The following is a 25,972-nucleotide window of genomic DNA, read 5'->3' as shown; positions in this document are numbered from 1 at the left end:
CTCTCGGCTGTGCCATGACATATCAGAACGCCGCCGGGCGGCATTCAGGAAAGACCGGCTCAGGGGCCGGGCGAGAGAGAAACGACTGAACGAGGGATTATTCGCAGCAACGGTGAAAAATATTTTCTGCCGCCGGTTAATCAACAGGATATAAAGACGTTGACGCTGAAGACGGATCTAATCAGCACAATTATCTAACCATTACGATTCATGTAGAAAAAAACACCACAAATCATGCGACATTAAAAATATCGCGTTATTTTTCCGCGGCGAGTGATGAAAACGGCGGGCAGGGTCGTTTTCATCATATCGCCGCTGTGCTCTCTGCTGACCTGCGGCTTCCCGAATGATTTCTGCCAGTGTGGTGAGGAGTGAGTGAGCGTGCATACCAATTCTGAAAAATCTGACGACGCGTCGGGTGCGGCAAAAATCCGCGTCGGCGTCGGCCTGGCGCTGCTGTTAGCTTTCGCAGCCTCGACGACCGTGCAGGCCGAAACACCGGCCACGCCGGTCGATACGGTTTCCGCCAGCGATCGGGTTACGGTACAAACGGCGGTTCCTGCTACCGGCCAGGCTCAACCACAGGCTGTTGTGCAGGCGGCCGATCGAACTGAGGTGCAGGCACAAAGCCAGAACCGGCCGGGGAATACGGAGCGCGTACCGTCTCAGATTTCAGCTCAGTCGCAGAATCCTTCTACATCCAGCGATGTGGCACAGTCCCCCGGGGCTGCACCCACCTCAGGCACGCCACAAACTGTCGTTACCGCAGCCGCTAAGCCGCCGGTGCTGACCGACTTTTCACCGCTCGCCCTCTATCACCACGCCGACCAGATAGTGAAAGCGGTGATCCTGATCCTGATTTTTGCTTCCGTACTCAGCTGGAGCATCTGGTCCGGCAAAACCCTGGAGCTGCTGGTACGCGGTCGCCGCCTGAGAAAAAACCTCGCGCTGCTGGCCGGTAAACGCTCGCTGCACCAGTGCGGCGAACTCTCGGCGCAAAGCTGCGAACAGATGCGTCAGGTGGCACTGACTGAACTGGATCGTGCCGATAGCCGCCTCTCAGCTCAGGCGCTACAGGCGCTGCGCGACCGGGTTGTCGCCCGCATCCAGCGCGTTGAAGCGGCTGAAGCGCGCCGGGCTACCCGGGGAGCCAGCATCCTTGCCACCACCAGCGCCGTTGCGCCGTTTATCGGTCTGTTCGGCACGGTGTGGGGCATCATGCACAGCTTTATCTCCATCGCGCAGTCGCAGACCACCAACCTCAGCGTGGTGGCACCGGGCATAGCCGAGGCGCTGTTCGCCACTGCGCTGGGGCTGGTCGTCGCCATTCCGGCGGTGATCCTCTACAACGTGATCGGCCGACTGATTACCGGCTATCGCCTGCTGCTGGCCGAATCGATGACCCTGACCCTGTGCCTGCTCAGCCACGATCTGGATGCGCTGGAACAGAACGCCCACCCTCTTTTGACGAGCGCAGCATAGCGATGGCCTTTTCCTCTCAACCCGCTGACGGCGACGATTTGAACGCGCTGGCCGAGATCAACGTAACGCCGTTTATCGACGTGATGCTGGTGTTGTTGATCATCTTTATGGTGGCGGCACCGCTCTCCACCGCCAATATTCCGCTGGACCTGCCGTCTACCACCTCCAGCCAGCCAACGCCCGCGCCGGAACCGATTACCGTCAGCCTGAAGAGCGATAACCGGCTGTATATCGGCGATAAGTCGGTCAGCCGGGCGCGTTTTATCGCCGAGCTGGATAGCGGCACCCACGGCGACAAGGACGCACGGATTTTCCTGCGGGCAGACAAAGATATCGACTACGCCCGGCTGATGACCTTTATGGATCTGCTGCGCGACGGCGGCTATACCAAAGTGGCGCTGATTGGCCTGCCCGGTGAGGCAGCGGGGACCAAGCCATGACCAGCTTTATTCTTGATAACGCCCTGCCGCCGCCCGCGAAACCGCGCGGCGAGAAGCTGCTGTGGTCAACCGGTCCTCTGCTGGCGGTCACCGCCCATCTGCTGGTGCTGATGTACCTGCTGTGGAAACCGGCGGCGGCGCCGATGGTGATGCCCAGCCCGGCGGCGGCCCCGATGGTGATAACCATGGCGGTGATGCCAACCACGTCGCAGATCTCCAGCCAGGAAAGCGTGGCGCAGCAGGCCAGCCAGCCCGACGAATCGGCACCGCCACCTCCTCCTGCCAAACTGGACGCAGCGGAGAAAGAGGTGAAAAATGCCGAGGTTAAAGCGGTAGTCCACGACAGCAAACCGCAGCCGAAAGCGGAGCCAAAGCCGTCCAGGCCGCAGCGAACCGTTAAGCCGCGCGAGGTGAAACCGCTACCGAAAAAGGTGGAGGTGAAAAAACCAGCCCCGGTCACCACCCCGGATTCAATGCGCAGCAACAGCAGCGAACAACTTTCGCGGCAGAATCAGGCACCGCAGGTCGGAGCCGCCAGTAATCAGGCCGCCTCGGCGAAGCAGAGCTGGCAGTCGCTGATCCTCGCCCAGCTCCAGCGTGAAAAACGCTATCCCGGCTATGCGCTGCGAATGAAACAGCAGGATACGGTGATGGTACGCTTCACCATCGACCGTGACGGCAACGTGCTGGAAACCGCCATTGAGAAAAGTAAAGGTTATGCCACGCTGGATCGTGAATCGCTGCAGCTGCTTGAGCGCGCATCACCGCTGCCCAAACCGCCAGCCAGCGCGTTTACTCAATCGGACAGAATGGAATTAGTCGTGCCGGTTTCATTTGCTATTCGTAATGTTTAGCTGAGGCATAACATAAAACTATCGTCATCGTCGTTATGCGGCGGTGGCGATTATTTACGTCCGTATAAAATTAAATGAATTAAAAAAGTGAAAAGATTTCATTTTTACCGGGAGGAATAAAGTCGGCAGAGAATAAATAAAGAAGGGAATGATAATCTATTTTAAATTATGACTGGTTCTTCAGCAAAACTTCCCGGCAGTGCAGCACCGCTTTTACCGCATATTTTTCTACCAGGCTGCGGGACACGCCAAGCTTTTCCGCTATCTGCGCGTGGGTCATGCCTTCAACGCGGCTCATGTAGAGGATTTCACGAGACTTCTCAGGAAGTGAAGAAAGAGCCTCATCTATCTCTTTGATTTTCTGCTTGTAATGCAGATTTTCTTCCGGAGTAGGCATGTAGTTTTCAAACAGCTCAAAGGTGCCTTTAAGCAGCTGACTGCGGCGCTGTTCGGTGCGGACATAGTCCGTTGAGGCATTCATGGCGATGCGGATCAGATAATTTCGCGCATCGTCGTGAGTGGGAAACTGATTAGCCAGATTAAGAATGCGAAAATAAATATCCTGCGTCAGATCCTGAGCAACCTGCCGTGAACCGGTGCGATAGGTGACAATCCGCTGTAATGTCGGATGGAGGTCAACAAAGACATCGACAATGTCATGAGTTGCTAGCATGGTTATAACTCCAGACGGGCAAGAATATTTCAATATTAAAGTTAATATAAAAGAATTCACCCCGTCACACTAATAATATTTCCATATATTGATTATCTGAGAATGAGTAACGGTTTGTGGAATTTTAACCCAAGAAAACATACACCGTTTCGCCATCGTTCATCCCGGCATATTCATGTAAGTCAACCAGCGTGCCGGTCAGAACGCCAATACCTTGCTGTTTCGGCGCAGGGTTATGCTGATAACCCCACCCGCCAGACGCGCATCGGCTGAATGGGATAATTATTGGCAATGAATTTTGCACATCATTTGCACACAAAACTGCCGCTCCTGCACTTTTTATGTGCAGCGGTACCGGCAGCTTTCCTGCTGGCGCGGTGAAGTGCCCGTTATCACCGCCAGCACCGCTTTGAGAAATTTCCGTTTAAATATAGCGCCTTATTGCCCTGTTTCTCGCCATTTTCATCACGCCGACCCGCCTGGCACGCTTCATGCTTATGTCATTACATTCAAGTTACTTGAATACACTTCACACCACTTTCACCGGGGCGGTCATCATGAAACTCAAAACAACACGTTCTCTCTGCTGGGCCATGCTGTGTTCTGGCCTCTTTTCTGCGGCGGCACACAGCGCCGATCTGCTGGATCGCATTAAAGCCGACAAGGCCATCACCATCGCCACCGAGGCGCGCTATGCGCCGTTTGAGTCGGTCGAGAATGGCAAGATCGTCGGCTACGACGTGGATCTGATGAACCACATCCTGCAGAAAAGCCTGCCGGGCGTGGCGGTTAAACAATTGGATCTGCCTTTCCAGGGCATCCTTCCCGGCCTTGATGCCAAAAAATTCGACTTCGTGATCACCGCGGTTACCGTCAACAAGCAGCGTATGGATCACTTCGCTTTCACCGTGCCGATTGCCGAATCCACCGTTGCGCTGCTTAAGCGTGACAACGACGGATCGATTGCCACGCTGGACGATCTCAGCGGCAAAATCGTCGGTTCGCAGGCCGGATCGGGCCAGCTGCAGGTACTGCAGGAGTTCAATGAAAAGCTGAAGGCCAGCGGCAAGCCGGGGATCAAAGAGATCAAACAGTACGTGTCGTTCGATGAGGCCTATGCCGATCTGGCGAACAAGCGCCTGGACGGCGTTGCCCAGTCGCTGGCGAACCTTGGCCCGCTGATCAAAGCCCGTCCGGGGATCTTTACCACGCTGAAACCCATGTTAGGCCCGACCACCTACTTTGGCTGGGTTGGCCGCAAAGATTCCGACAGCGCCAGCATGGTGAAACTGTTCAGCGACGGCATCAGTGAAGCGAACCGTGACGGCACCATGAAAGCGCTACAGCAGAAGTGGTTTGGCTTCGTGATGGATATTCCGGCGGACAAAATGCCGGCACCGGCGCTGTAAGAGGAGTGATGATGGGCGAATTTCTTCCGCTGCTGACCTCGTGGCTGCCGATGTTGTTTAACGGCGCGGTGACCACGGCCTCGCTGTGCATCGTGGCGATCGTGGCCGGTTTTGCCGTCGGCGTGGTGATTTATCTGATGGAAAACGGCCGTTCACCGGTCGGCAGAGCTTTCGCCCGTCTCTATATCAGTCTGTTTCGCGGCACGCCGGTGCTGGCGCAGGTTTTACTCTGCTTCTACCTGCCCGGCGAGCTGGGACTCTCGCTGCCGGGCTATATGGCAGCGGTGCTGGCCCTGACGTTCAATACCGCCGCCTACCAGTCGCAGATTTTGCGCAGCGGCTTTGATGCCATTCCACCGGGGCAGCTGGAAGCCGCGGCGATCTGCGGGCTCAGCCCGCGCCAGACGCTGTGGCATATCCAGATCCCGCAGGTGCTGCGGCTGACGCTGCCGTCGCTGATATCCGAGCTGATCGACGTTATTAAGGCGTCGGCGGTGGTGTCGGTGATTGCGATTACCGACCTGATGCGGGTAGGACAGCAGCTGGCCTCCGCCACCTACCGCCCGTTAGAAGTGTATATCGCTATCGCCCTCTCCTACCTGGTGCTGACCAGCCTGCTGGCGCTGCTGGGGAGCTATGTTGAACGGCGCTGGAACAGGGAGAACCGATGAACGATTTCATCCTTTATCTGCCGGACTTCGCCCGCGCGCTCGGTGTGACGCTGGCGATCAGCCTGAGCGCCGCACTGATCGGTGCCTGCGGCGGGTTTATCCTGCAGGCGGTCGGCAGCCTCAGCCGCTGGCTGTTCTGGCCGTGGCGCGCGTACGTCTGGCTGATACGCGGTACGCCGTATCTGGCGCAGCTGGCGGTGTTCTACTTCGGCCTGCCCGCCGTGGGCATCACGCTGAGCGCCGTCGAAGCCACGGTGATTTCACTGGCGATCTACAGCTCGGCCTACTTCGGCGAGATCTTCCGTACTGCCTGGCAGAGCATTGGCCGTGGCCAGCTCGAGGCGGCGCAGGTTCACGATATTTCCGCCTGGCAGAGCTTCTGGCATATCCAGGCCCCGCAGGCGCTGCGGTTCAGCCTGCCGCTGCTGGGTAACCAGTTCATTCTGACCATTAAAGAGAGCGCAGTGGCTTCGATTATTACCGTACCGGAGCTGACCATGACCACCGGGCAGATCGTCGCCAGTACCTATACCTACATCGTGCCTTACACCCTGCTGATCCTCAGCTACTGGCTGCTGGCGCAGGGTGTCAGCGTGGGCGTGCGGCTGCTCGGCCGTCAGGCAACAGAGGGATAAGATGATGAATAACGGACCGATTTTAGAATTACGCAACGTCGGCAAATCGTTTGGCAGCAACCGGGTACTGGCGGGCATCAATCTGGCCGTCAATGCCGGGGAGATCGTCACCCTGATCGGCCCTTCCGGCTCGGGCAAGACTACCGCGCTGCGCTGCATGAATTTTCTGGAAGCCTACGATGAAGGCGAAATCCTGATTAAAGGCCAGCTGCTGGGCTACAGCGGCACCGGCCGGGAACTGAAACATCGCGACGGCGCCGGGCTGATTGCCGACGTGCGCCGCCCGCTGGCGATGGTGTTTCAGCAGTTCAATCTGTGGCCGCATCTGACGGTGCTGGAGAACGTCTGCGCGCCGCTGGTGCTGGGCAAGAAGATGTCGCGCGATGACGCCCGCAAAAAAGCGACGGCGGCGCTGGCGCAGGTCGGCATGCTGGAGAAAGCGCAGGCACGCCCGGCACGCCTTTCCGGCGGCCAGCAGCAGCGGGTGGGTATTGCCCGCGCGCTGGCGCTGGAGCCGGAGCTGCTACTGCTGGATGAACCCACCTCAGCGCTGGACCCGGAACGCGTGGAAGAAGTGCTGGATGTGATTAAAGCACTGGCGAACAACGGCATGACGATGGTGATGGTGACGCACGAGATGTCGTTCGCCGCCAAAATTTCCTCCCGCGTGGTGTTTATGGCCGACGGCTCGGTCATTGAGAGCGGCGCGCCCGCCACGCTGTTCCGCCAGCCGCAGACCGAACGCCTGAAATCGTTTCTTGCGCCGTGGTTTAAGCGCCCGCTGCAGCTGGATGATGCGGAGGCCACCCATGCCTGATGCTATCGCGCTGCGCGCCGCTAATGCCATCAGCCAGCAGCGGCTGATGGACCGCCTGGCGCAGCTGGCCCGCTTCGGCGCGCTGGAGAACGGCGGCGTTGACCGCCAGGCGCTGTCGGAAGCTGAACTGGATGCCAGAGCCTGGCTGATTGACTGGGCCTGTACCCTCGGCTGCGAGGTGTTTACCGATGCCTGCGCCAACCTGTTTATCCGCCGCGCGGGCCGCGAAGATCTGCCGCCGTTGGTCACCGGTAGTCATATTGATACTCAACCCGGCGGCGGCAACCTCGATGGCTGCTACGGCGTGATGGCCGGAATGGAGTGCCTGAGCGCGCTGGCGGCAGCCGGGATTGAGACGCTGCGCCCGATTGAAGTCGCGGTGTGGATGAATGAAGAAGGCAGCCGTTTTGCGCCCGGCGCGATGGGCTCCAGCGCTTTCGTACAGCCGGAACGACTGACGGATTACCTCAGCCATCAGGATGCGCAGGGCGTAACTCTGGCCGAGGCGCTGACCCGCTGTCATCAGCGTTTTCCCGCACTGCCGCACCGCAGCGCCGTGCCAATGGCCGCGTTTATCGAACTGCATATCGAGCAGGGACCGGTGCTGGAGCAGGCCGGACTGCCGCTGGCCGTGGTGCAGGGCATTCAGGGCGTACGCTGGTATCAGGTGACCTGCCTCGGACAGGCAGCCCACGCAGGCACCACGCCGATGGCCGACCGCCAGGATGCGATGACCCTCGCCCGCCGTATCGTCAGCCAGCTGGAGCAGCGTGCAGAAGCGCTGCCGAAAGACGAGCTGCGCCTGACGTTCGCCCGCTGGGAAGTGGAACCCAACGCGATCAACACCATCGCCGGGCGGGTGACTTTTACCCTCGATTTCCGCCATGCCGACCCTGAGGTGCTGGCCGAGTTTGACCGCTGGATGCAGCAGATTACCGCCGATAACGTGCAGGTGGCCTGCGTATTCAATAACCCGCCGGTGGCGTTTCATTCGCAGCTTCTGGCACAGCAGTTCGCCTGCAGCGACGCGCTGAAGATTAAAACGGCCACGCTGACCTCCGGGGCATTTCACGATGCGATGCACCTGGCCAGCCACTGCCCGACCAGCATGTTTTTTGTACCCAGCCATAAAGGCATCAGCCATAACCCGGCTGAATACACCGATCCTCAGTATCTGTACCTGGGCGCAAAAGCACTTGCCTGCTGCCTGACAGAACTGGCCAATCAAACGACAGGAGTTACCCCATGAGCACCCATACCTATCCTTCCTGCTGCGACAAAGATAACGGCAGCGCGCTGGGCACCAACGCCACCATCGGCGAACCGATCTCCGCAGACGGCACGCCGGTTATCGGCGAACTGTACACCGTCCCTGCACGCTGTGGCCGCGCGGCACGCTTGAGCAAGGGGCAGGTAATTCGCATCATCAACACCCCGGGCAGCCAGGTGTGCGATACCTGGCTGTTTAACAGCGCGGATTTAAGCGAGTTCTCTTCGATGGAGCATACCCGCGCCTTTATCAATAAAATCATCCCGCAGCCGGGCGACGTGCTGGTGACTAACCAGCGCCGCGCCATCGGCACCCTGCTGACCGATACCTCGCCGGGCGTGCACGACACGATGATTGCCGCCTGCGATCTGTATCGTTACAGCAATATGGGCATCACCGAGTATCATGACAGCTGTGCGGATAACATGCGCCTGGCGCTGAACGCCATCGGACTGCGCGCGCGCGAAGTGCCGCAGCCGCTGAACCTGTGGATGAACACGCCGGTTAACCCGGATTACACCATCTCCTGGCTGCCAACGGTCAGCAAATCCGGTGATTACGTAGAGATCCGCGCCGAACTGGACTGCATCGTGGTTATGTCCGCCTGCCCGCAGGATATCGTGCCGATTAACGGCCTGAACCCGCAGGAAGTGCACTTTAGCGTGACCGAATAACCGGCCTTTTCTGGCCAGTGCAACAGTGCCCGGCCGCAGAATGCCGGGCGTTTACGGATTGAAGGGTTGCAGATAAACACTTATGAAAAAAAACGGCGATAGCGGTGGCTTTGTTTTACCTGATTTGGGCATGCGCCTGCACCATGCGCGTTTAGCGCAGGAGATTACGCTGAAGCAGCTGGCGCTGAAGGTCGGCTGTTCGGAGAGTTTGCTCTCCAAGCTGGAAAACGACGTGGCCTCGCCTTCGCTGGCGATGCTGCACCGGCTGGCCAGCGCGCTGGAAACCAATATTTCTGATCTGATGGCCGAAAGCTGGGTGGCGGATTCCCCGGTACTGAAGCCCGATCAGCGCCAGCGCAAACGCTTTGTTGCCCGCAACAAAAAGGGCGGCATTGAGCTGGAGAACCTGACCCCTCACCACAAAGGCAGCCTGCTGCAGGGCAATATTCATATTATCGAACCGGGCGTGGCCAGCGACGGGCAGATTGAACACCACGGCGAAGAGATGGGCTACGTGCTGGAAGGCGAAATCGAGCTGGCTTTAGGCGAGCAGACGTACACCCTTACCGCCGGAGATTCATTCTATTTCCCCAGCAACGTACCGCACGGCTATCGCAACAGCGGGAAGTCGGTAGCGAAGGTGCTGTGGGTGAATACGCCGGTGACGTTCTGATTGATTTTCGGGCTGGGGTCAGGCGTCGTGGCTGAGGTTCTGTAGCTTCGCATCGTAGCGATCGCTACGCTGCTCGCTTTGCAGCGTCAGGAAAGACAGATAAGTAAATCCCGGCTCAGTGGCCGGAATTTACTCATTAGACAGGGATCTTACCAAATAAAATATTAACTTTATCTGTATCTTCAGGGTGAAATTTTAAATACTTTTCACAAGAAACCCTAATATACTGATAGCAAATATCTTCACTCACAATAATAGATTCTGCCTCAGATGGTGGATAACCAATAGCAAACTCAACCCCTTCAAAATGCTCACTTTCATCATAACTATTTAAATCAGGAAAAAAACAATAAACCCCATCCCTCATAAATGAGTTATTTTTCAGTAGACTTTCAACTGAATTTAAAAAAATATCATCATTATACATAAGATCAAAGTAGCTTTTTATGACCCAATAGGGATCGGATTGCTCATAGGGTAAATCAAATAAAAATTTCATTTTTCAAATCCTATTTAGGATGAAAGTTAGTTACTCTACCTGTTTTTTTTATCAAGATAGACCCTAAATTTTACTCCGCCTGCTGTTGCATCATATGCTTGCTGCCCTTTAGCTATTGCATCTTTATAACCCACTATGGCCGCCTGCTGACCAAGATCTAACATCTTTTTATCTGTAAATATTTTTGGATCATAAATTGTTTTCTTTTCTGGATTGGGCTTATACCCTCCAGTCAGATTACCAGAACGATCTTTCGTCGGCACTAAATACTCTATTTCATTGATACCATTAACATTCGTAGATTTTTCACTCACGATTTTTACATTATATTTTTTTGCAGCATCATAAAATGAATCAGCATTATGACCACCGGAAATACCTGCTTTTTGTGTAAATCCATCAGCTGTTGATAGATGCTTTGGCTCAACAGCTCCGCCCGCGCTGCCGCCAGCTTCGCCGGATCTTTCTGCGCCTCCAGCGCCGCTATCTCTCCCTGCGTCCGCGCGATATCCATCGCCTGCATCCCCAGCTCGCCGATCAGCTGCGCTTCCTTCAGGCGTTTCTGCTCTTTCTCTTTGTTAAAGATCGCACTGATGCTGCCGTCGTTGGCGTGCTCCACGTCCCGGTTCAGCTCGGCAATATCCTGCTGCTGATGCTCTCCGTCGCGGACAGTCAGCTGACCGTCGCTGACCGCGGCCTGCGTGGTGCCTGCCGCATGGCCGCTGTTATTCGCACCGGACAGCATTCCGCCTGCCATATTGGTCAGCAGCTCTTTGCCCACCGGGCCACCGGAACTCAGCGAACCACCGCTGTGCTCCGCGCTGAAGTCCGCCCGGTTGTCGATATCGCTCCAGCCCAGCGTACCGGTGTCCAGGCTGTTTTTTGCTTTATCCGCCGTGCTGGCAATCACCGCACCGTCAAGCTGCGTGTGCTTACCCACCGTAATCTGATAGCCACCGTCACCGGCAAACAGCCCGGTCTGCTCGTTCACGCTGTCAAAGTTGCTGTGCAGCTTGTCCCGGCTGGCGCTGACATAGCCCGAGCCGGTCATTGAACCAAACGTAAAACTGCCGCCCGCACTGACGTTCTGCTGCTTCGCGTCGTAACGATCGCTGTCCTGCTCGCTTTGCAGCGTCAGGTCACGGCCCACGTCGGCGGTAATTTTCTCGCCGCTGACCTGTGCGCCCTTCAGCGTGGTGTCGCGCCCGCTGGTCAGGCTGATGCCGCCGCCCGCATCCAGCGTGGTTTCAGTATGCGTCAGGCCGTGGCCTTTTTCATGACCTTTACCGGCATTCACGCTGGCGGAAACACTGATACCGTATCCGCCAGCTCCCGCGCCGATACCCACACCCACGCTGCCGCCTTTGCTGCTGTTCTTATCTTCGGTACGTTCGGTGTTCTGCGCCGACAGCAGGTTAATATCCCGCGCGGCGTCCAGCGTCATCCCGCCGCCCGCCTTCAGCGCGCTGCCGCTGAGGGTGATGTCGCCGCTTCCGCCGGTTTTATTTTTCCCGGTGGCGTTGATCGACAGGTTCTGCCCGGCAGTCAGCGTGCTGCCCTGCGACTGGCGGCTTTCGCTGCGCGTTTCACTTTTCGACGACTGGCTGCCGTAAGATGCGCTGATCCCCACGGTATTAGTGGCACCCTGCGCCGCCCCGTTGTCACCCGATTGCAGACCGGCTGCGGCGTTGCCGGCATTCGCGGCTTCAGTCACCAGCCCGTCCCGCTCCAGCGCCTGTGCCGCCTGCACGCCGGAGAGTGCAGCCTGAGTATTTTGTAGCGCACTGAGCCTTCCGTCGCTCTCCTTCCTCGCCTGTTTCGCGGTGCTGACCGCCGTGTTCAGCGCACTGCCTGCCGTTCCCGACAGCGCCACGCTCAGCCCGCTCTGCTTCGCTTCAAACGTCTCATTACGAGTGCGTTGGTCGTAGCCCGGATCGATCTGCACGCTGTCGCCGCTCAGGGTCAGATCTTTCCCCGCCACCAGATCGGCACCGCCGATATGCAGCTTATCGCCCGCCGTAATGCTGACGCTGCCCTGGCTGCTGCCCACCGTGCTGACGCTCTGGCTCTGGCGGGTGCCCTGTTCATCGATCTCATGGCGCGTGGACTGTTTACCGACGCTGAAGCCAATGCCGCCGCTGCCCATCAGCCCGCTTTTTTTCTTCTCCTCCAGCAGGTAGTGGGATTCACTTTCCGTGGCGGCGCGGATATCCACGTTGTTACCGGCCTGCAGAGCCACGTCCCGGTCGGCGGCAATCGCCGAACCGCTGACCGTTAGATCCTTTCCGGCGGCCACACTGACCGTGTCGCCGCTCAGCAAGGTGCCCTGCTCACGCGTCACGCGATCGTTCTGCACCGTATGGGTGGTGGATTTTTTCAGGAATCCTTTTTTCTGCGAGTGCGATTCAACGTATTCCGACTGCTGCTCCGTGGCGCTGTTCAGCAGCACATCGTTCTTCGCCTGTAGCGCAATGCCCCCTTTTTCACTGTGCAGCGTACTGCCGGTGGCGGTGATATCGCCCTCACGCGCAATAACGGTGACGCCATCACGCCCGCTGAAGGTGCTGCCCGTGACCTCATCGCGCGAAGAGTCCACCACGCGGCTGCTTTTGGATTTCCCACCGCCCCGTCGTTCGCTGTCCAGATCCTGCGTCTGCTGATGCGCTTCTTTAATGGTCACATCGTTGGCGCTTAATCCGATGCTGCCTGCCGTGCTGTCAACCTGTGCGCCTGCGGCCAGCAGTGTGTTACCCGCATGCAGGCTCACGCCTTTGTCGCCGCTCAGCGTGCTGAGCAGCAGGCGTTCCTCTTCACGGCTGTTGCTGACCGATGTGGTACGCGCTCCGGCCTCCAGCTGTGTTTTATTACTGGTGCTGTCCGCCAGCAGTTTGATATCGCCGCCCGCCTGCACGCCAAGCTGCTCTCCGGCTTTAACCTGGCTGCCCTGCAGGGTGATATCCTGCCCGGCCTGAAGGCTGAGGTTGCCCCCGGCACTGAGCTGGCTGCCCAGCGCCTGCTGCCATTCGCCGCTCACCTGCGCCATCCGCTTACCGGCCTCTTCCGTCACGCCGGTATTACGATTGCCCATCGCCCCGGAGATCACCTCCAGGCTGGCGGTGTGGCTGCTTTTCGCCGCCGAGATATCCAGACTGTTGCGCGCACTAAGGCTGAGGTTCTGCGTGGCATCCAGCTTCGCGCCCTGCAGGCTGATGTCGCTACCGCTCAAAGAGATATCCCCGGCGCTCATCGTTGCCTGCCGCAGGGCATCCTGCAGATTGGTGCTTATCGACAGACTGTCGGCCTGCACGTTGATGCTGTCGGCTTTTATCTCTCCGCCCTGATGGCGGAAGTCTGTCGCATCAATGCTGAGCGCCCGATCGGCGAACAGGTTGCCCGCGTTCTGCACGCTGTCGGCGGAAAGTTGCAGATCCCCCCCGGCGATCAGCGCGCCGTCGCCGGTCAGCCGCAGGGTGTTCTGCGCCAGGTACACTTTCGGAACCCATACCGTTTGCGGGCCGCTGGCGGTCTGTACGGTTTCACTGACCAGCCAGACGATATCCTGCTGAAGTGCCGAGATTTGCTCCGGCGTCAGCGCCACGCCCGGGAGCAGACTAAACGCCTCCGCCACCTTCACGCCGTTATTCATCAGCTGCTGGTATTGCTCCATGGCGTCTTCGCCCCGCACCGATGCGCGGCCGGTCAGCTTCAACACCTGTTCCCGCACCAGGCGCTGCTCATAGAAGCCGTCGCCCAGCCGTTTTTGTACCCGGGACGGATCGTAGCCCACCCGCTCCAGCATGTAGTCGCTGCTGATAAATTTGCTGCGGCTGGTAAAACGCTCGTCGGTGACGATCAGGAACGGAGAGCCAGCGGCAGTATCCTGGCGGAACAAGCCGTTATTCGGTATTGAGGTCGCAACGTCACCCAGATGCTGTTTTTCGGTGAGCGCCAGTTCAGCAGGAGGCAGCGGCCGCCCGGGGAAGGTTATCGTCTCCGATGGCTTGCTGCCCGGCGCAAGCTGCGTTTCCCCCTCCTGACGGCCTGCTCCTTCAACCTCAAAGGCCAGCGGATTGCGCTGCCACTCGGCGCGTTCGGCTTCCGCCGCCTTCAGCGCCGCTTCCACGCTGCTAATCTGTGCCTGATTAACCGTGGTGTTGCTGATGCTGGCACCGCTGATGGTGACGTTACCGTTGCCGGTAATGATGCCGTCAATAGTGGTCAGCGCCGTCGTTTCATCAAGATTGAAAGTGGGATACCAGTGTTTGGTATTACGATCGTAGTGGTCAACGATGTATTCCTGGCGGCGTTCGTTAACCGAATAGCCTTTATTTTCCACCGTCCCACCGCCGCCGATAGACAGATTGCCGTTGGCGGAAATGGTGCTGGCATCGTTCAGCAGCCTGTCGGTAATATGCAGTGCCATACTGCCGCCCGCCAGGATACGTGCGCCGGTGCCTTCCGAGATCAGCCTGTCGCGCGATGTTGTACCGGTAACGGAACGCTCGCGGAGGTTGTTGTAATCGTCTACAAACGGCGCATCAAAGATGTCCAGATGCCTTTCAGGGTCCCATTGTTCAAGACGCCCGCGATCGTGTTCACGCCAGAATGTGTTGTGATAAGGCGTTGGCACGCTGTTTTGCCGGAAGCCTCGCGTTTCATAAAACGTCATGGCATAGCTACCGTCGGTATGGGGGACCAGAGAGAGATAATTCACCCAAATTTCGGTCACAGCCCCTTGGTCAAACTTTACCCTTACTTTGGCCCGTTTTCCTGCCGCATCGATCTCTAACAGCGTACCGTAACGGTTGTTTTGCACCGCATCATCATTCCGGAACGTCAGCTGCTGTGTCGTCGGTGCCATGGTGTTTTTATCGGTACCGACTTCCGATCCATACGATCGCCAGTAGTAGTTATACCGATGCCACTTGTATTCGCTTTTCTCCGCGTCGCGCTCAATTTCCAGCCCTTCGCGCAGATTCTCCAGACGGCGGGCCTCGATCGTGATATCACCATCGGCTTCGATAAAGCTGGCGCGGTTTTCGATCAGATCGCCGCTGCCAAGATGCAGACGATCTCCGCTGTAGATCAGCGATCCGTCGCGGTTGGTGATGCGCTGCGTCGCCTGCAGATCCAGATCCTGCACGGCGGCGATCGCTGCCGCCTCGCCGTGGTTATCGACGATCCGGCCATGGATCGTGATCTCATCACCCATCACCGCAGCCGTGTTATCCAGACTGTCGACATTCAGCGTCATCCGGTCGGCCTCCAGACGCCCGCCGTTGACCAGCATGCCGGTTGTCAGCCGTAGCACTTTCCCCACCAGCGATCCGCGGTTGGTCAGATGCGTACTGTTAAGGGTCAGGCTGCCGGGCAGCAGCCAGTCGGTGAGGTTGGTCATCACACCGGCCACGGTCAGCGTGACCGCCGTGTTGCTGTTCAGGGTATCGCCTGTGCGATGGGTATAGTCCGTTTGTACTGCCAGCGTCAGGGCCTGCTGACTTTGCAGCATGCCGCCCTGATTGTTCAGCGTGCGGGTATTGAGGTGCAGCGTATTGCCGCTCTGGATGGTGCCGCCCTGGTTGAGTAGCGCAAGGGCAGAAGCCACGGCACCGGCATTAAAACTGAGTGCGCCGTTAGCCAGAATACGACCCTGGCGATTATCCAGCGTATTCAGCCCGCTGAATGTCATTGCACCGGCGCTTTGCAGCCGACCTGCGGTGTTATCCAGTGCCTGCACGGTGACTGTCGTCAGCGCGCTGCCCAGCAGCAGGCCGCCGTCGCGGTTGTTCAGCCGCTCCGCCTGCACGCTCAGTGCATCCTGGCTGCTGACAGTCCCTGCTGCGCTGTTATCCAGCTGTGCGGCATGAAGGGCCAGGGCTCCGGTAGAAACCAGCTGCCCGCTCTGATTGCTTACCTGCGTGGCGGTCAGCGTCAGCGTATTGCCGCTGTGGATCTTACCCTGCCGGTTATTCAGCGTTTCAACGCGGTAAATACCACGGCCCTGGCTAATCACCGTGCCATCGGTATTTTCCAGCCGCACGGCGGTCATTTCCATGCCGCCACGGCTGCTGAATACGCCCTTGCGGTTATCGATCTGGCCTGCGGTAATGTGCTGATCGCCGTTGCTGCGGATTGCCCCGGCGGCATTGCCGATCTCGCCGAGAATGCGCAGAGCCAGCTGCTGCTGGCTGTCTATCGCTCCGTCGCCGTTCAGCAGGGACTGTGCCACCAGCGTCAGGCTTTCGCCGCTTTGCAGCTGGCCCGAACGGTTATCAAGCCCCTCGCCCAGCGTCAGCATCATCTGCTGCTGGCTGTAGAGCAGGCCGCTCTGGCGGTTATCCACTTCCCGTGCGGATACGGTCAGCCGCTCACCCGCCAGCAGCTGCCCACCGGCGTTATTCAGCCGACCGGCCGCGGTGGCATTGTCGCCCTGCACGCTCAGCTGCCCGCCCGCGCTGATTTTCCCCGCACGGTTAACGATATCCCGGGTGATTTGCAGCGCCAGCCCGGCGGCGGACTGCATCATGCCCAGCTCGTTGTTCAGGCTGGTTGCGGCAAGCGTGACATCCTGCTGGCTTTGCACGCTGCCCTGATGATTATCGAAAGTGCCGCTGACGGCACGCCAGCCGCCCTGGCTACCCATCCAGCCCTGAATATTGAAAATATCCTGCGCCTGAAGCACCTGCGACCGTTGGCTGAAAATACGACCGCTGCCGTTATCCAGCCGCCCGCTAAGCTGTATATCCAGGCTACCGAGCGCATTAATCACCCCCCGCTCGTTGTTCAGCGCAGCCGCGCGGATCGCGGTATCGCCGCTGCCGGTCAGCGTGCCGTCCTGGTTATTCCACTCGCCCGTCAGTGCCAGCGACAGTGCCTGCTGGCTTAACACCACGCCCTGCTGGCGGTTGCTGAGCTGGCCACCGGTCAGGGAAAGCGAGCCGCCGCTTTGCAGTGAACCGCCGTCATTATTCAGGCCGCTGCCTGCACCGCCCTGCCAGCCCAGCGCCCGCTGCGCCGTCAGCCGCCCGGCCTGATTCAGCACATCGCCCGACGTGCTGAGCTGAAGATCGCCGCCGGACTGCAATCTGCCGCCGCGATTATCAAGGCGGGCAGCGGCTGCGATAACAGCGGTTCCACCCTGCGCAGTACCCTTGCGGTTATCCCACTCTCCGCCGCTGCTGACCGACAGCCGCTCACCCGCCTCAAGCAGTCCACCGGTGTTATCCAGCGCCTGTTGTGCGTTCAGTTTAAGATCCTGCTGCGCGACGATCCGGCCTTCGGCGTTATTAAATCGCTGAGCCGCCAGATCCAGCTGTTTTCCGGCGGCCAGCAGCCCGAGGGTATTTTGCAGCGCCTGGCGGGCCTCCAGTGTCAGCGAGTGCTGGCCGATAATCCGCCCGTTGCTATTGTCGATCCGCCCGGCAATCAGCCTGAGCGTTTCACCGCCGATTTCGCCGTCGCGGTTGTCCAGCGCACTACGGGCATTCAGCACCAGCCGCTGGCCGGAGAGCAGCCTGCCGCCCGCGTTATCAATATTTTGCGCAGATACGCTCAGCTCGGTTTCGCCCTGCGCCGTACCGGCCTGATTGTGCCAGTCGCCTTCCGTGGTGATGGTCAGTCTGCCGCCCGCGCCAATCATCCCCTGCCGGTTATCGAGGTCCTGCTGAGAAGCCAGGTTCAGATCGCCCTGACTGATAACGCTGCCCTGCACGTTGTGCAGCTGCTGCATCGTCATCTTCAGCTCGCCGCCGTTCAGAGTACCGCCACGGTTATCGATCGCGCCTGCGGTATTCAGCGTCAGGCGTTTTCCCGCCAGCAGCTGACCGGCGGCATTATCAATATCACCTTCAGTGCTGACGGTAAGCGCCGCCTGGCTGACGAGGGTGCCGCTCTGGTTTATCAGGCGCGAAGCATCAAGTGCCAGATCGCCATTGCTGCCCAGTTCACCACGGGTGTTATTGAGATCTCCGGCGATCTGCCAGTGTTGCGCGGTGCCATCAAGGGAAACCAGCCGCCCGTGCTGGTTAATCAGGCCGCTACTGTTCAACGCCAGCCGCTGCGCTTCGATCGTGCCGTGGCTGTTGTCCAGCGTGCCGCTGAGCGTAAAGCGGCTTTCCGCACTTGCCGACTGCGACCAGGCACCCTCGTGATTCAGCAGGTTGCTGGCGCTGATGTCCCAGTGCCCGGCTTTCACCTGCGACTGCTGCGCCTCGACATTTCCCGTTGTTCTGATGTCCAGGCTGCCGCTGTCGATCTTCGCCTGGCGGATCGCCACACTGCCGCTTTTCGCCGCTATCGTGGCGTGGCTGGCAGCGAGCTGGCTCTGGCTGATATCGACCTGCCGCGCGCTCAGACTGACCTCTTTTTTACTCAGCAGGCTGCCGCTGGCGCGGATATCCCCCTGGCTTTTTAAGGTCAGATTCGCCGCCTGCACCAGCTGGCTGTTGGCATTACTGCCCGCCAGCAGATGCCCGCTGCTGGCGATATTACCGCCCGCTTTAAGGTGCACATCCCCGGCAGCGGCCAGCGTGCCGGACTGACGGATGTCGCCTCCACGGCTTTCGACGGTCAGCGTACCGCCGCTGTGCAGTTTGCCGTGATGCTCAATGCTTTCCTGCGCGGTTAGCGTGATGCTGCCAGCGGCCTGCGTGAACGCCTCCTGCTTGCCCGGCTGCCACATCAGACGCCCGGCGCTGCTAACGGTCAGGGCGTTTCCCGCCTGCAAATGCCCGCCCTGATTCCGCACGCCAACGCCAGTTTCAGTACCGATCATGCGGATTTGTCCGCTGTACATGCCGCCCATCTGGCCCATATCGATTGCCAGCTCGGGCTTTGCATCGCCGCCGGAGATCGGCTGTACCGACTTGCCGTCGGCGCTGATGCGGTTGCGGCCGGCGATTACCGCCAGTTCATCGTTAGCCCAGATGCCGGTATTGACCTCAACCGCACGGGCAAGGAGATCGACATAGCCGGTGTCGTGACGGGCATCGCCATTCAGGCCGCCGCCTTCAATGCGGATCGTGCCGCGCTCAACCTGATAGCCGGAGATCGCTCCGCTGGCATCCCGCTGTGGTTTACCGGTAGTCAGCGTCATTCGCCCGGCGTTGATGGTGCCGCAGCCGCTGCATACGATCCCCGACGGGTTGGCAACAATGACCTGAGCACGCCCGCCCGCGACTTCCAGAAAACCACGCAGCTGGCTGGGATTATTGCTGTTCACCTCGTTGAGGATCACGCGTGCAGGCGCATTGCCCGGCTTCAGATTCGGGTTACCCTGGATCATCCCGGCCAGCTGCGTGGAGGTCATCAGCGATGAGTTGTTGAGGATCGCGCCATTTCGATCGACATCAAACTGTGTGAACTGGTTGTGTGAGACGCCCGCCGGGTTCGGCGCAGTAATGTTGACCTGCGACAGCCCGTTCTGCGTGGCAATCACCTGCGGACGCAGGCCGGGAGCCGCGCTGCCGTCGGCCACGATCCCACCGGCGATGGCAGGCCCGGCGGCGATAGCCAGCCCCAGCATCCACACTGCACGGCGAACGGTCACCCACAGCCGTGGTGCACCGCTGCCCCGGCTCTGCCCCGGTTCGGTACTGCAGCTGCGGGCCAGCTCGGAAACCACCCGCAGCTCTCCGTGAGTGCGGCTGAAGATAAGGCGATAGCAATGTTTATTCATGATTTTCGTCCGTGAAAAAAGCCAGTCCGTTTGTTGCCGCCGTGGCGTTTCCTGCCAGCGGTAAGGATAATCAGCGGTGTCAGATTTCCAGGTTCAGGCTAAAACCCGCCGTAGCGCCTGAGGTGTGGAAGCTGTCCGCTTTATACAACGGCACGCCGGCAAACAGGTCGTAGCTGAACCGCTGCCACAGCGATCCCCGCACGCCCAGGGCGCTGCCCGCCAGCTGGTGTCCCACCAGATAGCGGGTGCCGGGTCCGTTTACGCGCCCGTAGTCCGCAGCCAGGTACAGCTCCTGCCCCTGTGCCAGCACGTTCCACGCCAGCTCGTTGCGCCACAGAAATCCCTTCTCGCCGGAGAGCATCTGCTCGCCGTCAAAGCCGCGTACCGTGTAGCGCCCGGCAATGGCCATGCGCTCCTGCGGCGTCAGTGCGTTGCTGCTCCACTGGCCGCGTACCGCGGTGTAGTAGCGCCACGGCTGTTCCGCCAGTGCGAAAGGCTGATTAAGACTGAGATCCGCCAGCAGGATGCCGGTACGGGCGCTGCCGCTGTGGGTGAGTTCTTCCGGGGCGCGCTTCGCGCCCAATGCCCCCGTGCCGCGATGCCAGTTGATATTGGCATCCAGCGTGCTGTCGCCGAGGTAGCTGTGCTGATTAACGCCAATTTCCCATCCGGCGGTGCGGCGGCTCTGTTGATCCATATTGATGCCGTCGACCGCATTGGTGGAACGCTTGCGCCAGCCGCGCAGATTCAGCGTGGTTTTGTGTGACTGATTGCGAAAAATCAGCCGCGACAGGGTCAGCTGGGCATTGTTACTTTTGCCGCTGTAGGTCAGTACCTCGTTGGCGTTGGGGATGTTCTGGTGGTAGGTATAGTTGTTGTAGTTGGCCGACAGCGCCCAGTAGCCGAACGGGAAAAAGTAGTTCAGGGCATGAGAATGGTTGCCAAACGGCCCGTGCTCCAACAGGTCTTTGCCCGCATTCGCGTAGAACAAGTCGTTCTGAGCAAAGGGAGCATCCACAGCCAGTGTGGCCGATCCCAGGTAGCGGCCGGTGCTTTTCGACCCGCTGTCATCCAGCCCCAGGCTCAAACGTACCGGGCGGCCTTCCTGCCAGTTCACCAGCAGATCGCTGGTTGCATCCTGCTGACCGGGAACGATCTGAATATCGGCGGCAGCGCTGGGAACGCGTTTAAAGTTCTCCAGCCCCTGTTCGATATCACGCAGGTTAAGGATCTCACCGGGGGAGGCCGGAATGGCATTCCACAGCCGACCGCGCCACGAAACGGTATCGTCAAAGCGGACCTGGCCGATACGGCCCGGCTGCAGCGTCAGAGTCAGCACGCCGGTCGTCAGATCCTGCTCCTGCGCCATCACTCGCGTAGTGACATAGCCTGCGGCCAGAATGGCGTTCTGTACCTTGTTTATCGTCAGCACGATACCCTGACTACCGAGGCAGCGCCCTTTTGCGCCCTTTGCAGCATTCAGCGCCCAGCCAAAACGATCGGCGGAATCCCCGGTCAGGCGCAGGCTGTTGATAATAAAGCAGGGAGACTCATTTTGCGGATAATCGGGCAGAGCCACATCCGGGCGGCGCAGCCGGGCATCGGGCTGCGGGGTATTTTCCTCACGCAGCACGCGCTCGCGCTCGCGCTCCTGCTGGCGAAGCTGTTCCTGCGCATCTATCGAGGCGGCTTCCCGCGCGGGGCTGTTGGGTGAAGCCAATACCGGCGTGACGGCGACGGACAGGCTAAGCCATCCCCACCGGATAAGACGTAATAAACCCTGAGCGCAGTCCTGGCGCATTCCCTGCTCCTTGCGTTGTCATCCATGACGGCACCTCGCCTTTCGCTTTCCAAACCAGAAAGCAAGCTACGATCGTATTAAGGTGCCTGTTCAAAATACTGCAAACCGTAAAATAATATGTCGGGCGACAATACTATTGGAGCCACAGGAGAAAATGCAAATTAAATTGACAGAATATTCAAGCCATATGAGAATTATTTAATTTACTTTCCAGATGAAGGATAAACATCAGGACTTTATCTGCCCCGTCAGCCAGAATTTTTTATAGCGGGCCGGCGGTATGCCAACAAGATTATGAAAGATGCGGTGGAAGTTATTCACGTTGTCATAGCCCACCGCATTAGCGACTTCCGTTACGCCTAAATCGGTACTGAGCAGTAGCGTCTGCGCTTCGCCTATTCTCCGCCGGGTTTGATACTGCTTAGGGGAATAGCCTGAATAGGCTTTGAATACGTGTGCCAGATAAAACTGGTTCATATTTAGCGCAGCGGTAATCGATTTAAGGGCAATATCACTTTTATAGCGGCTGTCGATGTAATCTTTAATTCTCTGGCCCAGCAGGGATTCCGAGGTTTCTTTTTCCTGCTTATTGGCAACCCAGATACTGCGGCACAGCAGTAACAGTGCGCAGAGCAATGCCTGGCTGATTTCTTCCCCGTATACGCTTCTGCTGCTAACGTGCTGCCACATCTGTCCGAACATTCCGCAAATCTCGGCGTAAGCCTCACCGCTGGGCATGACCGCAACCTGCGAACGGGCGGTAAGAAAATTGAGCGGCAGCCCGTCAAACTTCAGCTGTTCGACTCCGCAGCTAAAAATCAGCAGATCGTCTGAGGCATGGGGATTTTCATCATGCAGGATGCCGTGGTTAAACAGCAGAATGTCGCCGCGCTTCACGTGATAGCCGCGACCGTCAATGTTGTAAATGCCGCTGCCCTCAGCGATAAACATCAGCTCGAAGCGGTCATCATGCTGGTGCATCACGCGCGGAATGGCGGCCTCCATGCCTTCAGCCTTGCAGACAAACGCCAGTTTTGGCCGTGTGCCCTGCTCAAAGAAGCGGGAAGAGGACTGTGGGTTGAGGCAGTAGATCTGCATGATGTCTCCAGTGAATGTGCCGCTATTCTTACATCATCGATTGCGGCAGTAGTCATCATTTTTGCTTTTTATGATTATTTAACCTGTTGAGTTTAAAAGCTTTGAAAATAATCGCCAGTGGCAGAAATGTATAAATTTGCTATCGCTAATTTTGCAGAAAAGGAAACATGATCGCCGTCACATTTTAATCCGCTCAGAAACCGCACCCGAACTGAGTAATTTTAATACAAATACGGCAGTGGGGAAAAATCATGCAGTGCAAAAGCACAGACCCAATTTACTAAAATTTATCCGCTGAAATGCCGGAATAATTAAAAATCATCAAAACGGTAGATGTTTCGATGTTTATTTAATCCCTTATTTTTTTACTGCTATAAAGCAGAGCGATCCGCTGAGCCCCCCTCTACCACAGTCGGCTTATGCGGCAAGCGATGGCTCATCAATCAGGCTTGCCCCCTTATATTCACCTACGTTAAAAACTCACTTTAAGCACATCTTCATTCTTGCTTTGTCAATCATGACGATGGTTAATGTGATTAATGTCACTCAAAATGCGCAATATCATGCGCATTTTATGATCTCCGGCACGTTCTTAAATCTTATCTTTTCGCCCTCATGGTTTTTTATTTTCACTTTGATGTAACGTAACCTCAACGACAGCACTTTCACTACGTAACAACCCGGTGAAAAAATGGATTTCTGCTCTGTCCTTCACAGTCAGGAAAAGGTGACTGAATATTTAGCGTCTTAATTTCGCTATGGAATTTAATTAATCATAACCTAATCGATAATATCGGCTTGCTCCTGTTTTCCTTATAACCAGATGGAACAGTTATGTCTAATATTACAAACCTGCAAAATAATAAACGGATGCGAATGATTACTATCGTCTCGACGATAGGCGGTCTGTGTTTCGGCTATGACACCGGGGTTATTTCCGGCGCATTAATTTTTATGAAATATGATTTAAATCTGACGCCAGCGGAAGAAGGGTTTATTACCTCGTTCCTGTTATTCGGCGCGGCACTGGGTTCATTATTTGGTGGTTATTTCTCCGATAAACAGGGACGTCGCAAAAATCTGCTATGGGTAGCCGCCATCTTTATGTTTGGCGCGCTGGGAACCGCATTTGCCTGGGATGTGCCATCGATGATCGTGGCGCGCTTTATTCTCGGCCTGGCGGTCGGCTGTGCCTCGGTGACGGTGCCGATTTACATCTCCGAGCTGGCGCGCGCCGATCAGCGTGAGCGGCTGGTGACGGTTAACGAACTGATGATTGTGACCGGGCAGTTCCTCGCCTACAGCGTCAACGCCACCATCGTTAATCTTTATCCGGATATGGGCCACAACTGGCGCATCATGCTGGCCATCCCCGCATTGCCGGGCGCGCTGCTGTGGATCGGCATGTTAATGATGCCGGAATCGCCGCGCTTCTTTATGCGCCGTGGCGAAACCGAAAAAGCCATTAACGTATTAAAGACCATTCGCGCTCCGGAAGAAGTTGAGCGTGAAATCAGAGAGATCCAACAGGTTATTAAAGCCGATGCGGTGAAGTTTAATCTGTTCGAAGAGCTGAAAAAGCGCTGGGTGGTACAGCTGCTGTTAATCGGCCTGATGATCGTCCTGGCCACCCGCGTGACCGGAATTAATACCATCATGTATTACGCACCAACGGTGCTGAAGTCGACCGGGCTTGGCGATGCCGCCGCGGTGACCGGCGCAGTAGCTAACGGCGTGGTATCGGTACTGGCCACGCTGCTGGGAATGGTTTTAATCGGCAAACACTCGCGGCGCAAAATGTTCTTTACCGGCCAGGCGGGCGTCACCATCAGCCTGATATTAATCGGACTGTCCTTTAAGGTTTTCTTCCACACCGAAACCCTCAACGGCGTTGACACGCTGCACGCGAATTTCGACGGCGCCAGCTACATCATTCTCGGCTTAATGCTGGTGTTCCTGGTCTTTATGCAGGGTTGGATTGCCCCGGTGTTCTGGCTGATGCTGGCAGAAATCTATCCGCTGCGGATGCGCGGGGTGGGAATGGGCTTTGCGGTATTCGGCCTGTGGATCTTCGACTTTATTATTCAGCTTATTTTCCCGGTGCTGCTCAGCCAGTACGGCGGCGGAATGACCTTCGGCTTCTTCGCTGCTACGAATATCGTCATGCTGGTTCTGCTGGTGAAATATCTGCCGGAAACGCGCGGCCTGACGTTAGAACAGATCGAGAAAAAGTTTCGTTTTTAACTTAAAGATGTAAAGGGAAATAAAATGACGGTAAAAATCGGTTTAATTGGCCTGGGTATGATCGGCCGCGACCATCTTCAGCGTTTTAACAATGTCATTACCGGCGCGCAGGTTACCGCAGTCTGTGATATTAACCGTGCAGCCGCCGATGCCGTTGCCGCCGAATATCACGCCACGGCGTTTTATGATGCCGACGAGCTGATTAACTCAGACCAGGTTGATGCCATATTTATCTGCTCGATTGGCCCGGTACATAAAGCGCAGATCCTGTCGGCCTTCAAAGCCGGCAAGCCGGTATTCTGCGAGAAGCCGCTAACGCCAACCGCAGATGAATCGCAGGAAATCATCGCTGCTGAAGTCGCTGCAGGTAAGCGCCTGCTGCAGCTGGGCTTTATGCGCCGCTTCGACCCGGGCTATCAGGCCCTGAAGCAGACCATCGCCAGCGGTGAGCTGGGTGAGATCATGCTGATCCACTGCGCGCACCGTAATCCGTCGGTCCCGGAAAGCTATACGCTGGAAATGGCGGTCAACGACTCGGCCACCCACGAAATCGACATTATTCGCTACCTGCTAAATGAAAATATCGTCTCGGTGCGCGTAGATAAACCGCGTAAGAAAACCAGCCGGGCGTATCCGCATCTGCAGGACCCGCTGATTGTGATTTTCGAAACGGAATCCGGCGTGCGCATTGATGACGAGCTGTTCGTTAACTGCAACTACGGCTACGACATTCGCTGTGAAGTGATCGGTGAGAACGCCATCAGCGGCCTGACCGAGCAGGCGCTGACTTACACCCGCTCCCCCAACGGGGTCAGCCGCCATATTTCCCAGTCCTGCATGGAGCGCTTCGCCACCGCTTACGACCGTGAAGTGCAGAACTTTGTCGACAATATTTCCCGCGGCAGCGCCATGACCGGCCCGTCATCGTGGGATGGCTATGTTGTTGCGCTGGTGTGTGATGCCGGTCTGGCATCGCTGAAAGATGGCCAGAAACACGATGTCACTATTCCAGAGTGCCCTGCTCTTTATTTGGCATAACACAGTCAGTGTCAGGAG

At 57.6% G+C, this 25,972-nt stretch carries 17 protein-coding genes and 1 pseudogene; 12 read left to right on the top strand and 6 right to left on the bottom strand.

Annotated features, from left to right (window positions below; translation table 11 throughout):
• Positions 1-381: 381 nt before the first annotated feature.
• From exbB to JOE09_RS17425, 3 genes are read left to right on the top strand one after another with little or no spacing between them, the layout of a single operon-like run.
• A complete protein-coding gene (exbB, locus tag JOE09_RS26380; RefSeq protein ID WP_338049368.1) occupies positions 382-1,482 on the top strand; it encodes a tonB-system energizer ExbB in 1,101 nt (366 codons plus the stop codon).
• Between the two features lie 2 nt (positions 1,483-1,484).
• Positions 1,485-1,922 carry a TonB system transport protein ExbD gene (gene exbD / locus JOE09_RS17430; RefSeq protein ID WP_205066630.1) on the top strand — a complete coding sequence of 146 codons (438 nt, stop codon included), beginning with the start codon at positions 1,485-1,487 and terminating at the stop codon, positions 1,920-1,922.
• Positions 1,919-2,776 carry a TonB family protein gene (locus JOE09_RS17425; RefSeq protein ID WP_205066629.1) on the top strand — a complete coding sequence of 286 codons (858 nt, stop codon included), beginning with the start codon at positions 1,919-1,921 and terminating at the stop codon, positions 2,774-2,776. Before exbD ends, JOE09_RS17425 begins: the two co-directional genes overlap by 4 nt.
• Before the next feature lie 166 nt (positions 2,777-2,942).
• On the opposite strand, the gene JOE09_RS17420 is transcribed toward JOE09_RS17425, so the two are convergent.
• Positions 2,943-3,449 carry an RNA polymerase sigma factor gene (locus tag JOE09_RS17420; RefSeq protein ID WP_105593060.1) on the bottom strand — a complete coding sequence of 169 codons (507 nt, stop codon included), beginning with the start codon at positions 3,447-3,449 and terminating at the stop codon, positions 2,943-2,945.
• A gap of 557 nt (positions 3,450-4,006) precedes the next feature.
• Between JOE09_RS17420 and JOE09_RS17415 the strand changes: the two genes are divergently transcribed.
• The 7 genes and pseudogenes from JOE09_RS17415 (at position 4,007) to JOE09_RS17385 (ending at position 9,598) form a co-directional block, all read left to right on the top strand.
• On the top strand, positions 4,007-4,858 hold the full coding sequence (locus JOE09_RS17415; protein WP_239553152.1) for a transporter substrate-binding domain-containing protein: 852 nt from the start codon (positions 4,007-4,009) through the stop codon (positions 4,856-4,858).
• Between the two features lie 8 nt (positions 4,859-4,866).
• Positions 4,867-5,529 (top strand): amino acid ABC transporter permease, encoded by a 663-nt coding sequence (locus JOE09_RS17410; RefSeq protein ID WP_172606599.1) that lies wholly within the window; start codon positions 4,867-4,869, stop codon positions 5,527-5,529.
• The gene (locus tag JOE09_RS17405) at positions 5,526-6,164 is read left to right on the top strand and encodes an amino acid ABC transporter permease (protein WP_105593057.1); all 639 of its coding nucleotides are present in this window, start codon (positions 5,526-5,528) and stop codon (positions 6,162-6,164) included. Before JOE09_RS17410 ends, JOE09_RS17405 begins: the two co-directional genes overlap by 4 nt.
• Position 6,165: 1 nt before the next feature.
• Positions 6,166-6,981: an amino acid ABC transporter ATP-binding protein gene (locus tag JOE09_RS17400; RefSeq protein WP_205066628.1), complete on the top strand. Its 816-nt coding sequence runs from the start codon at positions 6,166-6,168 to the stop codon at positions 6,979-6,981.
• 46 nt (positions 6,982-7,027) lie between these two features.
• Positions 7,028-8,267 (top strand): annotated as a pseudogene (locus JOE09_RS17395) (M20 family metallo-hydrolase).
• The gene (locus JOE09_RS17390; protein WP_205066627.1) at positions 8,227-8,925 is read left to right on the top strand and encodes a DUF1989 domain-containing protein; all 699 of its coding nucleotides are present in this window, start codon (positions 8,227-8,229) and stop codon (positions 8,923-8,925) included. Before JOE09_RS17395 ends, JOE09_RS17390 begins: the two are co-directional and overlap by 41 nt.
• A gap of 82 nt (positions 8,926-9,007) precedes the next feature.
• A complete protein-coding gene (locus JOE09_RS17385) occupies positions 9,008-9,598 on the top strand; it encodes a cupin domain-containing protein (protein ID WP_205066626.1) in 591 nt (196 codons plus the stop codon).
• Positions 9,599-9,734: 136 nt separating this feature from the next.
• Here JOE09_RS17385 and cdiI read toward each other — a convergent pair whose 3' ends face one another.
• The 5 genes from cdiI to JOE09_RS17360 form a co-directional block, all read right to left on the bottom strand.
• Positions 9,735-10,097 carry a ribonuclease toxin immunity protein CdiI gene (gene cdiI / locus JOE09_RS17380; RefSeq protein ID WP_205066625.1) on the bottom strand — a complete coding sequence of 121 codons (363 nt, stop codon included), beginning with the start codon at positions 10,095-10,097 and terminating at the stop codon, positions 9,735-9,737.
• A gap of 35 nt (positions 10,098-10,132) precedes the next feature.
• Positions 10,133-10,474, bottom strand: a complete 342-nt coding sequence (locus JOE09_RS17375; RefSeq protein ID WP_205066799.1) for an EndoU domain-containing protein — start codon at positions 10,472-10,474, stop codon at positions 10,133-10,135.
• Positions 10,417-19,773 carry a hemagglutinin repeat-containing protein gene (locus JOE09_RS17370; protein ID WP_205066624.1) on the bottom strand — a complete coding sequence of 3,119 codons (9,357 nt, stop codon included), beginning with the start codon at positions 19,771-19,773 and terminating at the stop codon, positions 10,417-10,419. The genes JOE09_RS17375 and JOE09_RS17370 overlap by 58 nt, the downstream gene beginning before the upstream one ends.
• Positions 19,774-19,852: 79 nt before the next feature.
• Entirely contained in the window at positions 19,853-21,574 is a 1,722-nt protein-coding gene (locus JOE09_RS17365; RefSeq protein ID WP_205066623.1) for a ShlB/FhaC/HecB family hemolysin secretion/activation protein, read from the bottom strand.
• Positions 21,575-21,802: 228 nt separating this feature from the next.
• A complete protein-coding gene (locus JOE09_RS17360; RefSeq protein WP_205066622.1) occupies positions 21,803-22,672 on the bottom strand; it encodes a helix-turn-helix transcriptional regulator in 870 nt (289 codons plus the stop codon).
• Between the two features lie 834 nt (positions 22,673-23,506).
• Between JOE09_RS17360 and JOE09_RS17355 the strand changes: the two genes are divergently transcribed.
• Positions 23,507-24,916, top strand: a complete 1,410-nt coding sequence (locus JOE09_RS17355) for a sugar porter family MFS transporter (protein ID WP_205066621.1) — start codon at positions 23,507-23,509, stop codon at positions 24,914-24,916.
• 24 nt (positions 24,917-24,940) lie between these two features.
• On the top strand, positions 24,941-25,954 hold the full coding sequence (locus JOE09_RS17350) for a Gfo/Idh/MocA family protein (RefSeq protein ID WP_105593050.1): 1,014 nt from the start codon (positions 24,941-24,943) through the stop codon (positions 25,952-25,954).
• Positions 25,955-25,972 lie beyond the last annotated feature (18 nt).

This window comes from Pantoea coffeiphila (genome assembly GCF_016909495.1).
GTDB lineage: Bacteria > Pseudomonadota > Gammaproteobacteria > Enterobacterales > Enterobacteriaceae > Erwinia > Erwinia coffeiphila.
Note: the sequence above shows the minus strand (reverse complement) of the source record. Positions and strands in the feature narration are given on the sequence as shown.

Excerpts from the sequence above, each read along its gene's own strand:
- JOE09_RS17365 (WP_205066623.1), bottom strand. The coding sequence starts at position 21,574 with ATGCGCCAGGACTGCGCTCAGGGTTTATTACGTCTTATCCGGTGGGGA.
- exbD (WP_205066630.1), top strand. The coding sequence starts at position 1,485 with ATGGCCTTTTCCTCTCAACCCGCTGACGGCGACGATTTGAACGCGCTG.
- cdiI (WP_205066625.1), bottom strand. The coding sequence starts at position 10,097 with ATGAAATTTTTATTTGATTTACCCTATGAGCAATCCGATCCCTATTGG.
- JOE09_RS17425 (WP_205066629.1), top strand. The coding sequence starts at position 1,919 with ATGACCAGCTTTATTCTTGATAACGCCCTGCCGCCGCCCGCGAAACCG.
- JOE09_RS17390 (WP_205066627.1), top strand. The coding sequence starts at position 8,227 with ATGAGCACCCATACCTATCCTTCCTGCTGCGACAAAGATAACGGCAGC.
- JOE09_RS17420 (WP_105593060.1), bottom strand. The coding sequence starts at position 3,449 with ATGCTAGCAACTCATGACATTGTCGATGTCTTTGTTGACCTCCATCCG.
- JOE09_RS17400 (WP_205066628.1), top strand. The coding sequence starts at position 6,166 with ATGATGAATAACGGACCGATTTTAGAATTACGCAACGTCGGCAAATCG.
- JOE09_RS17415 (WP_239553152.1), top strand. The coding sequence starts at position 4,007 with ATGAAACTCAAAACAACACGTTCTCTCTGCTGGGCCATGCTGTGTTCT.
- JOE09_RS17370 (WP_205066624.1), bottom strand. The coding sequence starts at position 19,773 with ATGAATAAACATTGCTATCGCCTTATCTTCAGCCGCACTCACGGAGAG.
- JOE09_RS17360 (WP_205066622.1), bottom strand. The coding sequence starts at position 22,672 with ATGCAGATCTACTGCCTCAACCCACAGTCCTCTTCCCGCTTCTTTGAG.
- JOE09_RS17405 (WP_105593057.1), top strand. The coding sequence starts at position 5,526 with ATGAACGATTTCATCCTTTATCTGCCGGACTTCGCCCGCGCGCTCGGT.
- JOE09_RS17355 (WP_205066621.1), top strand. The coding sequence starts at position 23,507 with ATGTCTAATATTACAAACCTGCAAAATAATAAACGGATGCGAATGATT.
- JOE09_RS17385 (WP_205066626.1), top strand. The coding sequence starts at position 9,008 with ATGAAAAAAAACGGCGATAGCGGTGGCTTTGTTTTACCTGATTTGGGC.
- JOE09_RS17410 (WP_172606599.1), top strand. The coding sequence starts at position 4,867 with ATGATGGGCGAATTTCTTCCGCTGCTGACCTCGTGGCTGCCGATGTTG.
- JOE09_RS17350 (WP_105593050.1), top strand. The coding sequence starts at position 24,941 with ATGACGGTAAAAATCGGTTTAATTGGCCTGGGTATGATCGGCCGCGAC.